Genomic DNA, 13,499 nt, shown 5'->3' on the forward strand with positions numbered 1-13,499 from the left:
GCGGCATCAATGTTTGACAATGCGTGCGGCGAAGCCTCCGCCGGGGGCGAGCTCCACGTCGAGCCCCTCAGATGCGTCGAGCGTCAGCACCTCGCGACGGTAGTCGCGCGCGATGCGGCGGGCATTGGCCCCGTCGCGGAAGAGCTCCACGTCGTACGTACCTTCGGGCAGGAACGAGAGGTCGAGATGCACGGTGCGGGCCTTCCAGCCCGTCATGCCACCCACGTACCACACCTCGCCGCTGCGGCGGGCCGTCACGATGCAGTGACCCACCTCGCCTTCGAGCACGCGGGTCTGGTCCCAGACGGTCGGCACGCCGGCAATGAAGCGCAGGCACTCCTCCTCGCGCTCGTACTGCGAGGGAGCGTCGCACAGCATCGACAGCGGCGCGTCGTAGACGACGTACTGCGCCAGCTGGCGGCAGCGCGTCCCCTGGCTCATCGGCTCGCCGTTGACCGGGCGGAAGTTCTCGCGCACGGCGTTGCGCATGGCCCCCTGCGTATAGTCGACCGGACCGGCCATCATGCGGATGAAGGGCATCGTCACGTCGTAGGTCACCTGGTCCACCTCGACGGGCGACCACTTCACCTGTTCGAGGCCGTGCACGCCCTCGAAGTTGATAACGTTGGGATAGGTGCGCTGCACGCCCGTCGGCTTGTAGATGCCGTGCAGGTCGAGCAGCAGCCCGTAGCGGGCGGCCGTACGCGCCGCCTCGTAGACGAAGTCGGTGAGCAGCTGGTCGTCGCGGTCCATGAAGTCGACCTTGAAGCCGCGGATGCCCATCTTCGAGTAGTGGGCGCAGAGCTCTTTGGATTTGTAAAATGTTGGCGGAAATGGCGTTCAGATAGAGATTCAAATCCTTTCCGCCACGGCATTTTTCGTTGGCTTTTCCTTTATCCGAGTTCCAGGCGTGCGGTTCGATAAATCGCTTGATTGAAGCATCTGCGCGTTCTCCATTGATTGTCAGACGCATAAATACGGGAGCTTCGCCTCTTTTGTTGAGCTTGTCCCGCCGAATGTAAAACAACAGGCTGAAAGCAGTCCTTTCCATAAGTACACCGAATTAAGGGTTACAAAATTAGTTTCCCAAGTGTCTTAAGTCAAGAGGAAGACCGCTGCAAATAAGTGCAAACCAATCTGTTACGAGCAATTCGGTGTACTTTTTCGGCCCGAAAAAAAGTACACCGAATAGGCCACAGATAACCTGCTTTCAAATGCCTTTTTCAGCACTTTTGCCAAAAATAAAAAAACCTGTAAATGCGTGATTTACAGGGTTTTTCGCTACTTTTCTAAGTGTGCCTTGCGGAGAGAGAGGGATTCGAACCCCCGGTACAGTTGCCCGTACACCGCATTTCGAGTGCGGCCCGATCGACCACTCCGGCATCTCTCCAGATGTTTCCCGCAACCGAAAACCTCTCGGTTTGGGACTGCAAATATAGACATATTTTCTGAAAAAAGATATTTTTGGCCAAAAAAAATGCATTCACCCCGATTTTTTCGATTCGGGAGGTGATTTTTCCTATCTTTGTAGAGGATGCCGGAGGCCGCTGCAGCGCACCGGAAGGCCATCTGCGGGGCAGACCGGCTTTATCCGGGCATTCGGGCGGCCGGGCAAGGAGCGGGCCAGGAGCCGGGCCAGGGCCGGACAAAGAACGGCCGACAGCGGAAGGCCGCGACGCCACACGAGGCGGGAAACGGTCGGCCGCGACGCCACACGAGGCGGGAAACGACCGGCAATGGAGGGCCACGATGCAGTATTTGTCGCCCGGGACCGTTTATATAAAGGAGACGAATCCCGGGGCCGCAATATTGGAAAAGCCCGGGACCGTAACACTGGAAAAGCCCGGGACCGCAACACTAAGCCCGGGACCGCAATGCCGGAAAATACTAAAAACGGTACGGTTTTCGTTTTCTTGACAAAGAGACTTCCGTCCCAAAAAACAGGATACCATGAAAAACAGAACCATCATATTCGGACTGCTCCTCGCGCTGGGAGCGACGGGGTGCTCCTCGTCCTTCTACCGCGAGGCAAGCTATGCGTCGGACGACCTCTACGGGCTACACGACCGCACGAGCATCGCCCATGAGCAGCAGGCGCGGGCCGAGGCGCGCAAGGCCGAGGCCGAAGCGCGGCGCGCCGAGTGGGAGGCCCTGCTGGCCGAGGCCAACGCGGCCGACGCCGAGGCGGCCTACTACGATTCGAACCCCTACGAAGGGGTGCTGGCCGACACCTACGAAAGCGCCTATGCACGGCGTCTGCGCGGCTTCGAGTCGCCCACCTACCGCCTGCCGTCGAGCTACTACAACTTCTGCTACAGCGGCGAGTTCACCTACCTGACGGCCTACGACCCGGCCTTCTACAACATCATGATTTCGGGCGACGAGGTGTGGGTCGAGCCCAAGTACATCACCTCGATGTTCGGCACGTGGGGCGCCACGCCCTACTACGGCAGCTGGTACTACGGCTGGGATTACGGCTGGCCCTACCGCTACGGCTGGTGGGGATGGGGATACCCCTCCTTCGCCATCGGCAGCTGGGGCTGGAGCCTCGGATTCTATCCGTGGTACAACCCCTGGTACTACTACGGGTGGTATGACCCGTGGTGGGGACCCGCCTGGGGTCCGGGCTGGGGCGGACATGTGCACTACCGTCCGCACAACATCGTCAACCGACCCTCCTACTCCCGTCCGGGCGGCTCGCTGTCGGGCCGCGGCAGCTCGTTCAACCTTCGTCCGGGACGCGCCACGGGTCTCTCGGGCCGCGGCAGCGCATTGCAGGGCGGCCGTACCTTCAACAGCGGAACACGCGGCGGCAGCTCGTTCAACCGAGGCTCCGCATCGTCGTTCAACCGAGGCTCCGCATCCTCCTTTAACCGCGGCTCCTCGTCGTCGTTCGACCGGGGCTCGTCGTCGTTCAACCGGAACAACAACCGGAACACAACGAATTTCAACCGCGGTACGACGAACTTCAACCGCGGCAGCAGCCCGTCGTTCAACAGCGGCAGCTTCGGCGGTGGCGGCGGTTTTGGCGGCGGCGGTGGCGGCAGTGTAGGAGGCCGCAACGCCGGAGGTCGTTAACACAGTGCAGTAAAGAAAGGAGTGCAACAGATGAAAGGATTCGTAAAAGCAGCAGGCCTGCTGCTGGCCGGGGCGCTCTTCGCAGCCCCCGCAGCGGCACAGAGCCACCTGGTAACGGGCGGTCTGATGGCCAACAAGGACATACTCATGCCGTCGAACTTCGCCGAGCTGTCGCAGACACAGTTCAACTTCGGCACGGCCCGTTCGATGGCCATGGCGGGGGCCTTCACCTCGCTGGGCGCCGACCTCTCGTCGATGGCCATCAACCCGGCCGGACTGGGCATGTACCGCCACAACGAGATATCCATTACGCCCCTCGTCACGATGACCCGCGCGCAGAACAGCGCCGAAGCGTGGAACTCGAACGCCAGCAACCGCTTCGCGTTGAGCAGCTTCGGCTTTGTCTTCAACCTCTACGAGGGGACGGGGCGCACCACGAGCGTCAACTTCGGCTTCGGCTACAACCGCCTGGCCGACCTGAACTACCGCTCCTCGTTCCGCTCGACGGGCAACATGGGCTCGATTGCCGACATGTACGCTCTGCAACTGGGTCAGGCAAAAATCAAGGCCTACGACATCACGGGCGACAACCTCGACTGGTTCAACCAGAGTCCCGAGCTCTGGCCGGCGATTCTGGGCTACAAGGCGGGTATGGTCGACGATTTGAGCGCACCAAAAGAGGACCCGTTATGGAACCCCTCGTGGATTGGCAGCGACCGCAACAACATCGACATCGGCCACTATGCAGGGGTCGAGAGCCGCGGCTCGGTGGGTGAATACGACCTCTCGCTGGGCGCCAACTTCGGCAACAAGCTCTACGTGGGCGTCACCCTCGGTATCCAGGCGATTCACCAGGAGCTGCAGTACACCTACGCCGAGGACTACTACTATCCGGGCGGTACGACGGAGCGCCCCGAGGGCGTGGCCTCCGACCTGCGCTTCCAGCAGCTCTGGTCGAAGCTCAACCAGGCGACCGTGACCGACGGCGCGGGGGTAAACCTCAAGCTGGGCCTCACCTACCGCCCCATCCCCGCCCTGCGCATCGGCGTGGCCTTCCATACGCCGACCTACTACTCGCTCGAGACGCGCTATCAGGGGGCCTCGCTCGGCGTGGCCGTCTGCAACGACCCCGACTACAACCCGGGGCCGGGCGAGTACCCGCAGCCCGACGGCAACGGCTACATCAACTGCCCGGGCGAATCGCCCGTGCTGAGCAGCAAAAGTTGGGCCTTCACCACCCCCGCACGGCTGCTCTTCGGCGCATCGTACAGCTTCGGCGGCCGAGCGGTCATCTCGGTCGACTACGAGCGGGCCTGGTTCAACGGCATCCGCGTGAAGGAGTCCCCCTCGTTCGCCTACGCCCCGGCCGACTACAACGGCATCTTCCGCAGCAGCTTCAAGGGGTCGAACACCCTCCGCGTCGGTGCCGAGTTCAAGCCGCTGCCCATCCTCGCCCTGCGTGCCGGCTTCGGCTACAGCGGCTCGTGGCTCGCGGGTGAGGATGCGGACTACTCCTCGCCGCTGGCCCGTGAAATCATCTACTACGGCGCAGGCGTGGGCATCAACCTCTCGCGCACGGTGACGCTCGACGTGGCCTACAGCTACCAGAAGACCAAGCAGAACGCCTACTGGCTCTACTACGCCGACCTCTACACGGGTTCCAACGTGGAGCAGAACAGCAGCGCCCTCTACAAGACCGACTATGCGCGTCACGCCGTGGCGCTGACGCTCGCCTTCCGCTTCTGAGCGGGCCGGCAAGGGGGGGGGAGCCGCCCGGCCCCGTGCCGGGAAGAACGGCGACGGCCGAGCAGTCGCCCGGCTCCGGACCGACCTCGCTCCGACATCATCCCGACACCATCCCGACACCATCTCGGCGTCGCTCCGGCACCGTACAGACAAGGCAAACTTGAAGGCCTTCCGCCCCGGCGGAGGGCCTTTTTTGCACGCCGCGCGATTCTCACGCGGGGAATGAGGTGAAAATTAAATTAAAATCGTTAATTTTGCGCTCCGGAACAACCATTCGAACTCAAAATAGACAACAGATATATGGCAAAGGAACTTAAAGACCTGACCAAGTCGGAGGAGAACTACTCGCAGTGGTACAACGACCTGGTCGTGAAGGCGGGGCTGGCCGAAAACTCGGCCGTCCGCGGATGCATGGTCATCAAACCCTACGGCTACGCCATCTGGGAGAAGATGCACGACGCGCTGGACAAGATGTTCAAGGAGACCGGGCACCAGAATGCCTACTTTCCGCTCTTCATCCCCAAATCCTTCTTCTCGAAGGAGGCCCACCACGTCGAGGGCTTTGCCAAGGAGTGCGCCGTGGTGACGCACTACCGCCTGAAGAACGACCCCGAGGGCAAGGGCGTGGTGGTCGACCCCGACGCCAAACTCGAAGAGGAGCTCATCGTCCGCCCCACGTCGGAGACCATCATCTGGAACACCTACAAGAACTGGATTCACTCCTACCGCGACCTGCCGATTCTCTGCAACCAGTGGGCCAACGTCGTACGGTGGGAGATGCGCACGCGTCTGTTCCTGCGCACGGCCGAATTCCTCTGGCAGGAGGGCCACACGGCCCACGCCACGCGTGAGGAGGCCATCGCCGAGGCCGAGAAGATGATTCACGTCTACGAGACGTTCGCCCAGGATTGGATGTCGCTGCCGGTCATCGTGGGCCACAAGTCGCCCAACGAGCGCTTCGCCGGCGCCGAGGATACGCTCACCATCGAGGCGCTGATGCAGGACGGCAAGGCGCTGCAGAGCGGTACGTCTCACTTCCTGGGTCAGAACTTCGCCAAGGCCTTCGACGTGCAGTACGTCACCAAGGAGGGCAAGCTCGAATACGTCTGGGCCACCTCGTGGGGCGTCTCGACCCGTCTGATGGGCGCCCTCATCATGGCCCACTCGGACAACAACGGTCTGGTGCTGCCGCCGCGTCTGGCCCCCATCCAGGTGGTGATGATTCCCATCTACAAGGGCGAGGAGCAGCTCGTGGAAATCCGCAACCGCTTCGAGAAGCTGGCCGCCGAGCTGCGCGCCAAGGGCATCAGCGTGAAAATCGACGACCGCGACAACGTCCGCTCGGGCTTCAAGTTCGCCGAGTACGAGCTCAAGGGCGTACCCGTGCGTCTGGCGATGGGTCCCCGCGACATGGAGAACAACACCATCGAGCTCATGCGCCGCGACACGCTCGAGAAGGAGACCCTTCCGCTCGAGGGTCTGGTCGCCCACATCGAGCAGCTGATGACCGACATCCAGAAGAACATCTACCTCAAGGCGAAGGCCTTCCGCGACTCGATGATTACGAAGGTCGACACGTGGGAGGAGTTCAAGGAGGTGCTCGATACGAAGGGCGGCTTCCTGCTGGCCCACTGGGACGGCACCGTCGAGACCGAGGTGGCCATCAAGGATGCCACGAAGGCAACCATCCGCTGCATTCCCTTCGATGCACCGGAGGAGGAGGGACGCTGCATCTACACGGGTCGTCCGTCGCACCGCCGCGTGCTCTTCGCCCGCAGCTATTGATGCTCGGCCGGAGCGCTCACCGGACTACGGGCGGAACGGATGCATGGGAAGCCATGCACCGCTCCGCCCTTTTTCCCGCCCGGGGTGCCCGCTGCCGTGCAAAAAAATCCGACGCCGGGATACCAAAGCCGCACCCCGCTGCGTTTCCCGCAATGATTCTTCTTTTTAGCTACGCACAACAATGGATTCCGCTGAATTCCGCAAACGTGAGATTTACCGCGTCACCTTCGTCGGTTTCGTGGCCAATCTGCTGCTGACGGCCGCCAAGTTCGCCGCCGGCATTCTGGGCCGAAGCGGAGCGATGGTCGCCGACGCCGTCCACTCGCTCTCGGACATGGCCACCGACATCGTGGTGATTGTCTTCGCCGGCATCTCGGCCAAGCCGCGCGACGACGGCCATGACTACGGCCACGGCAAGTACGAGACGCTGGCCTCGATTCTCATCTCACTGGCGCTCGTCGCCGTCGGCGTGGGCATCCTCCTGCAGAGCATCCGCTCCATCCGCATGGTCGTGGCGGGCGAGGAGCTTCCGCGCCCGGGCGTCATCGCGCTGGCGGCGGCAGCCGTCTCGATTCTGGTCAAGGAGCTGCTCTACCGCTATACGGTGCGGGCCGGACGCCGGCTCGAGAGCCCCAGCGTGGTGGCCAACGCCTGGCACCACCGCAGCGACGCCTTCTCGTCGATGGGCACGCTCGCGGGCATCGGCTGCGCCTACTTCCTGGGTGAGAAGTGGCGCATCGCCGACCCGATTGCCGCCATCATAGTCTCGTTCTTCATCTTCCGCATTGCCCTTCAGCTGCTCCACTCGGGCATCGGCGAGCTGCTCGAAAAGTCGCTCCCGGCCGACACCGAAGCCGAAATCCTCTCAATCGTCACCCACGACCCCGCCGTGCGCGAGCCCCACAACCTGCGCACGCGCCGCATCGGTTCGTGCATCTCCATCGAGGTGCACATCCGCGTCGACGGGCGGATGGATGTCAAGCATGCCCATGAACTGACGCGCGACATCGAGCGTCGGCTCCGCGCCCGCTTCGGCGAGGGGACCATGGTGGCCATCCACGTCGAGCCGCTCCACGCCTCGACCCCCTGCAGCGACGCCCGCTGACCGGGGCCCGGGGTACCGTCCCCGAACCAAGGCAGGGAGAAACAAGGCTGTCGACCGCACCCCGAACGGGCAGAACTGGCTTCCTACCGCACGGCATTCGACCGCGCCACACCCTGCAGAACAAAACCGACGATGCGGCACCCGACTGCTCCCCGCTGCGCCGACACACCGCACGCCATACCCATCGAAAAGCCGTCCTCCAAGTGCGGAGGACGGCTTTTTTGTAGTTTTGAAACCGCATGCAGGCGTTTCGCCCCCGTATGCCCCGGCTGCCGGGTGGGCGTTTCACCTGCCATTTCGGTCGTTTCACCCCTCAGCCTACCACACCATCCGTCGTACGCCGACTGCCAAAATCGCCCCCTCAGGGCCCACGGCACGGTTTTTGACCGCTGCGCAAGGGGAGAATGCGGACGGCGCCGACCGCCCGTGCGCACGGCGCGATTTGGAGATTCGGAGAAAAGTGACTATCTTGCACCCGAATCGTAGACGCCCCGACGCGTTTCCGATATTTGAAACTGAGTACAAACCCAAAAACGGATTGCCTATCGGAAAATATTCTACTCTTTAAACCAACGGAAAGAAGAGTATGAACGTTCAAGCATTGAGTGACCAGGCATTGCTTCATCACTACCTGTCGGGGGACCGGAGCGCGATATCGCAACTGATAGAGCGCCACAGCCGCCGGGTTCGTGACTACATCAACATGATGGTCAAGGACCGGGACGTCGCCGAAGACATATTTCAGGAGACATTCATCAAGGCGGTCCGCGTCATCGACGACGGACGCTACACCGACAACGGGAAGTTTCTCTCGTGGGTGTTGCGCATCGCACACAACCAGGTCATCGACCACTTCCGCGCCCAGAAGCAGGAGAAGGAGGTCAACGAGTCGGAGTCGGGGTACGACATGTTCGGCACGCTGCGGCTGGCCGAAGGGAGCGTCGAGGACGCCCTGGTTTCGGAGCAGATTGAACGCGACGTCCGTGCGCTGGTCGAGCTGCTGCCCGGCGAACAGCGCGAAGTGGTGATGATGCGCTACTTCTCGGGACTTAGTTTCAAGGATATTGCCGAACAGACCAACGTGAGCATCAACACGGCGCTCGGACGCATGCGATATGCGCTGATTAATCTGCGTCGGATGATTAAGGAGAAAAATTTGGTTTTAAGCTGAAATCCGTGCAATATTTCCCCATGGGGTGCGTTAGTTAAGTGTAAAGCCTAAAGGATGCTGCCTATGGAGGAGATTGACAAAACCGATTTTTCGAACGCCATCTCGGACGATGAGGATTTGATGATGAGGGAGGTGATACAAGGTGATGTTGATTTGTATTACCTGCATCACTACCTCACGGAACTTTATCGTAAGGGATAATTTTTTTTAAGGGTTAATTTTTGATGGGAGAAGGGGACCGGGGGGCCGGTTCCCTTCATTTTTTTGTGCCCGGCCCCCGGGTGAGGGGCGGCTGCGGCCGGAGCGGAAACGGGAGCCATGCTCCACCCGGAGAAGCCGGAGCGGAAGCCGGTTCCCTTCATTTTTTGTGTCCGACCCCGGGAGAGGGGCGGCTGCGACGCGGCAGAAGCGGAGTCCGAAACGGAAGCGAAGCCCCATCAGGAAGAGCGGCGAAAGGGCCGGACGGCACGCGCAAAAGCACGGGCGAGAAGAGCCCCCGGGCGGAGAGGGCCGCGACCGGAGCAGAAGCGGAGTCCGAAACGGAAGCGAAGCCCTATCCGGAGGAGCGGCGAGGGGTCGGACGGCACGCGCAAAAGCACGGGCGAGAAGAGAGTTCCCCGGGAGTCCGATATTGTCGGACTCCCGGGGAACTCTCCTTTACCGGTGCATTGCCGGCCGCACTACCTGCTCAACATGCCGGCATAGTAGTCGTAGAGCGCCGTCTGGCTGCGGAGCGGTGCCTCGCCCGGCAGGGCCTTGACGTAGGAGTTGCCCGTCTGGTCCGCAAGGTCGCGCGCCTTGACGTTGTCACTCCACTGGATATCGAAGACCCGGCGCAGCAGCCTCTGAATCTGTCGGTCGAGAATCGGGGTGCAAACCTCCACGCGCCGGTCGAGGTTGCGCGACATCCAGTCAGCCGAACCGATGTAGATGCGCTCCTCGCCGTCGTTGCAGAAGATGAACAGCCGGGCGTGCTCGAGGTACTTATCGACGATGCTGATAGCCCGGATGCGGTCGCTCATCCCCGGCACCGAGGGTCTCAGACAGCAGGCGCCCCGCACGATGAGGCGCACTTCGACCCCTTCGCGTGCGGCCCGGTAGAGCCGCTCGATGGTCCGTTCGTCGGTCAGCGAGTTGCACTTGGCGTAGATGTAGGCCCGGCGCCCCTTGCGGGCGTTGCGCGTCTCGCGGTCGATAAGCTCCTCGAAGGCCTCGCGCATGTAGTAGGGCGACACGAGCAGGTGCTTGTACTTGAACTGCTTATGGCTGTTGGAGAGGAACTGGAAGACGTTGCGCACATCCTCGACGATGCCCTTGTGGGAGGTCAGCAGACCGAAATCACCGTAGATGCGCGCCGTATCCTCGTTGAAGTTGCCCGTTCCGATGTAGGCATAGCCCCGCACGCCGGAGCTCTCGCGCCGCTCGACCAGGACGATTTTGCTGTGTACCTTCAGGTCCTCGATGGCATAGATGACCTTGACCCCCTCGCGTTGCAGCAGGTCGGTGTACTCGATGTTCTGCTCCTCGTCGAAGCGCGCCTTCAGCTCGACGAGCACCGAGACCTGCTTGCCGTTTTTGGCGGCGTTGACCAGCGCGTTGATGACCTTCGAGTGCTCGGCCGTGCGGTAGAGCGTGATGGCAATCCGCTCGACCCGGGGGTCGATGGCCGCCTCGCGCAGGAAGTCGATGAAGTGCTGGAACGAGTGGTAGGGGAAATTGAAGAAGATGTCGCGCTTGCGCACCACCTTCAGGATGCTCTGGAAGGGGATGATGTCGCAGTGCTGCAGCGGTGCCGGATTGACCGTCAGCAGGTCGGGGCGCACCTTCGGGAAGCGCATCAGGTCTTTCATCAGGTGGTAGCGGTCGCCCGGTGCAAGCGTTCCGGGAGCCGTCAGCTTCAGCTTGCCGGCCAGCATGTCGAGCAGGTCGACGGGCATCTCGCGGTCGTATATCAGCCGGATAGGCAACCCGTAGCGGCGGCTCTCGACCCCCTCGGCAATCCGCTCGAAGAGGCTCTTCGAGACGTCATCGTCAATCGAGAGCTCGGCGTCGCGCATAATTTTGAAGGTATGGACCGAGATGTGGTCGTAGGTGAACATGAAGAAGACGTCGTCAATCATCAGCCGGATGATGTCGTCGAGGAAGATAACCTCGCTCCGCCCCTCGCGCGCGGGAAGCACCACGAAGCGCGGGCAGGCCGAGCTGACCGGTATCCGAATCACGGCGTAGCGCGGCGCCTTGCCGTCGTTCGAGGACATGCGGACCCCCAGGTAGGCGTTGCCGTCGGGCAGGAAGGGAATCCGGACCGACTTGCGGAGCATGAGCGGCACGAGCCGCGGCGAGACGACCGTGGCGAAGTAGTCGCGGCAGAACTCCCGCTGTTCGGGCGAGAGGTGTCGCTCGTCGACGACGAAGATGCCCTGCTGCTCCATCTCGTGCAGCAGCTCGTGGTAGGTCTGCGTGAAGAGCCCCTGGGCGCGCTCGGCGCGGCGGCTCACCTCGGCCAGCAACTCGGCCGGCGTATAACCGCCCGTGAGACGCTGCTGCCGCCGGGCGCGGCAGAGCCGCATGAGGTTGGCGATGCGGACCTTGAAGAACTCGTCCTGGTTGTTGGAGAAGATGCCGAGGAACTGCAGCCGCGAAAGCAGCGGCACGCTTCGGTCCTGCGCCTCCTGCAGCACCCGTTCGTTGAAGGCGAGCCAGCTCAGCTCGCGGTTGTTGTATGTGAAATCCATATTACCCATCGTTGGTGGAATCAGTGTGTCAGCAATTCGATGAAGCGCTCCTCGGCCGAATCGACCCAGGCGCGGAAACGGTCGTCGCCCGTCGCGGCCCCGCGGCGGGCGAGGTAGTCGACCAGCCGGTCGAGGTCGAAGCCCGAAGCCTCGATGCCGGCCCCCGAGGCGACGGCATCGGCCGCATTGATACGCTGCTCGATGTGGGCCGGGACGAGCAGCATCGGCTTGCGGTGGTACATCGCCTCGCAGACCGACTCGAAACCCGCCGTGGTGACGTATGCGCGGCAGCGGCGCATGCACTCCAGAAAGAGCCGGTCATCGAGCCGGTGGAACGTCAGCCCGGCGCCCGACTGCCACGTCTCGGGACGGTCGCGGCGGTCCCAGAAGACATGGAGCCGCTGGTCGGGATGGCAGTCGCTCCAGCGGCACAGCTCGTCGGCAAAGCCGTTGTTGACCATGTAGCCCAGAATGAAGCCCCCGTCCGAGGAGTCCCCCGTGAGCGCCTCGCGGCGCAGCAGCGGCGGCACGACGCGGATGCGGTGTCGGCAATCCTCCTCCATGGGTCGGAACGAGAGGGCCAGCAGCCGGTCGCAGCCCCAGGCCGTCATGCGGGCGTGGAGCCGCAGCAGCCACCCCTCGACACCGCGGCCGCGGCCGTAGGGATAGTTCGCATGGTTGAGCAGAAACTGATGGGCGACGCCCGTCATCGGCACCCGGATGGCGAAACGCCTGAGGGCGAGGCCCGTGAGCAATTCGTAAAAGTTGACGATGTGGTCGGGCTTCAGTTCGGCAATACGGTCACGGATGAGCCGCATGCTGCGGTCGTAGGCCGCCAGACGGGCCGGTGCGGCGTTGAGCAGGAGCGTGCGCAGCATGCTGACGCTCCGGTTGGCGTAATCGAAGGCGAAGCGCGGCGCCTCGAACTCGGTGACCGGCGCCCCGATGCGCTCGAAGAAGAAGTCGGGCAGACGGCGTACGGAGCTCCGCCCAACGAGCACCCCCACCACCTGGTGGCCGTGGCGCCGCAGCATGGCGGCCAGCGAGAGGGCCTGCGTGAGGTGGCCCCGACCCTCACCCTGTATGGAAAAGAGGTAACGCATGGTCATCCCCTCTCCTGCTCTTCGGCGTCGTAGCGCAGAATCGACCAGTTGCCGTCGTAGTCCTCGGCCAGGGCGGTCAGCGATTCAACCCAGTCGCCAGAATTGAGGTAGAGGATATCGCCCACCATGCGTTTGTCGGCCTGGTGGATGTGGCCGCAGATGACCCCCGAGCACCCCTTCTGGGCCGCCACGCGCACCAGATGCTCCTCGAAATCGCTGATGTAGGAGACCGACGCCTTGACCTTCTGCTTGATGCGCTGCGAGACGGAGTAATAGGGCAGCCCGCGGCGGAGACGCCGCCGGTTGTAGAGCCGGTTGAACCACATGAGCAGCGAGTAGCCCACGTCGCCCACCTTGGCCAGCCAGCGCATCGACGAGGTAACGTGGTCGAAGACATCGCCGTGGAGCACGTAGTAGCGCCGCCCGCCGCTCACGTAGATGTAGTCGCGCAGCAGCGTGATGTTGGCGAAACGCATCGGCAGGATGCGGTCGAGAAAGTCGTCGTGGTTGCCGCGCAGGTAGATGATGTGCGTGTCGTGCTGAATATCCAGCAGCCGGCGGATGAAGTTGGTGTGGCGGCGCTTCCACTTCTCGCGCCGGCCGCGCAGCAGCTCCCAGCCGTCGATGACATCGCCGCAGAGAATCAGCGTGTCGCAGGTGTGGTACTTCAGAAAACGGTTGGCCTCACGGGCCTTCGACCACTTCGAGCCGAGGTGGATGTCGGACATGACAAGGGTCCTGTAATGTTTCGATTCGGTCATTGACTTCCAGAAAAT

The 13,499-nt window shown here is 62.5% G+C and carries 8 protein-coding genes, 1 tRNA gene and 2 pseudogenes; 5 read left to right on the top strand and 6 right to left on the bottom strand.

Features of this window, described 5'->3' with window-relative positions; translation table 11 throughout:
• Window positions 1-6: 6 nt before the first annotated feature.
• The 3 genes and pseudogenes from B5F90_RS09365 to B5F90_RS09375 all read right to left on the bottom strand — a co-directional run.
• Window positions 7-810, bottom strand: a pseudogene (locus tag B5F90_RS09365) (glycoside hydrolase family 97 catalytic domain-containing protein); the annotation flags it as partial.
• A 49-nt stretch (window positions 811-859) separates the two neighbouring features.
• Window positions 860-1,051, bottom strand: a pseudogene (locus B5F90_RS11280) (Arm DNA-binding domain-containing protein); the annotation flags it as partial.
• Window positions 1,052-1,303: 252 nt separating this feature from the next.
• Window positions 1,304-1,390: transfer RNA gene (locus B5F90_RS09375), tRNA-Ser, on the bottom strand.
• Between the two features lie 560 nt (window positions 1,391-1,950).
• On the opposite strand from B5F90_RS09375, the gene B5F90_RS09380 reads away from it, so the two are divergent.
• The 5 genes from B5F90_RS09380 (at window position 1,951) to B5F90_RS09400 (ending at window position 8,885) form a co-directional block, all read left to right on the top strand.
• Window positions 1,951-3,078: a hypothetical protein gene (locus tag B5F90_RS09380; protein WP_087362543.1), complete on the top strand. Its 1,128-nt coding sequence runs from the start codon at window positions 1,951-1,953 to the stop codon at window positions 3,076-3,078.
• Window positions 3,079-3,108: 30 nt separating this feature from the next.
• Window positions 3,109-4,824: an outer membrane protein transport protein gene (locus tag B5F90_RS09385; RefSeq protein WP_087362544.1), complete on the top strand. Its 1,716-nt coding sequence runs from the start codon at window positions 3,109-3,111 to the stop codon at window positions 4,822-4,824.
• A gap of 300 nt (window positions 4,825-5,124) precedes the next feature.
• Window positions 5,125-6,609, top strand: coding sequence for a proline--tRNA ligase (gene proS / locus B5F90_RS09390; RefSeq protein ID WP_087362545.1), 1,485 nt, complete (start codon window positions 5,125-5,127; stop codon window positions 6,607-6,609).
• 181 nt (window positions 6,610-6,790) lie between these two features.
• Entirely contained in the window at window positions 6,791-7,714 is a 924-nt protein-coding gene (locus B5F90_RS09395; protein WP_087362546.1) for a cation diffusion facilitator family transporter, read from the top strand.
• A 586-nt stretch (window positions 7,715-8,300) separates the two neighbouring features.
• The gene (locus tag B5F90_RS09400) at window positions 8,301-8,885 is read left to right on the top strand and encodes a sigma-70 family RNA polymerase sigma factor (RefSeq protein WP_087362547.1); all 585 of its coding nucleotides are present in this window, start codon (window positions 8,301-8,303) and stop codon (window positions 8,883-8,885) included.
• A gap of 680 nt (window positions 8,886-9,565) precedes the next feature.
• Here B5F90_RS09400 and ppk1 read toward each other — a convergent pair.
• From ppk1 to B5F90_RS09415, 3 genes are read right to left on the bottom strand one after another with little or no spacing between them, the layout of a single operon-like run.
• Window positions 9,566-11,620, bottom strand: coding sequence for a polyphosphate kinase 1 (gene ppk1 / locus B5F90_RS09405; protein WP_087362548.1), 2,055 nt, complete (start codon window positions 11,618-11,620; stop codon window positions 9,566-9,568).
• A gap of 20 nt (window positions 11,621-11,640) precedes the next feature.
• Entirely contained in the window at window positions 11,641-12,723 is a 1,083-nt protein-coding gene (locus B5F90_RS09410; protein WP_162607773.1) for a glycosyltransferase family protein, read from the bottom strand.
• Window positions 12,724-12,725: 2 nt separating this feature from the next.
• Window positions 12,726-13,484, bottom strand: a complete 759-nt coding sequence (locus tag B5F90_RS09415) for a UDP-2,3-diacylglucosamine diphosphatase (RefSeq protein WP_087362550.1) — start codon at window positions 13,482-13,484, stop codon at window positions 12,726-12,728.
• Between the last annotated feature and the right edge of the window lie 15 nt (window positions 13,485-13,499).

This window comes from Alistipes sp. An31A (assembly GCF_002159425.1).
In the GTDB taxonomy this organism is placed as follows: domain Bacteria; phylum Bacteroidota; class Bacteroidia; order Bacteroidales; family Rikenellaceae; genus Alistipes; species Alistipes excrementigallinarum.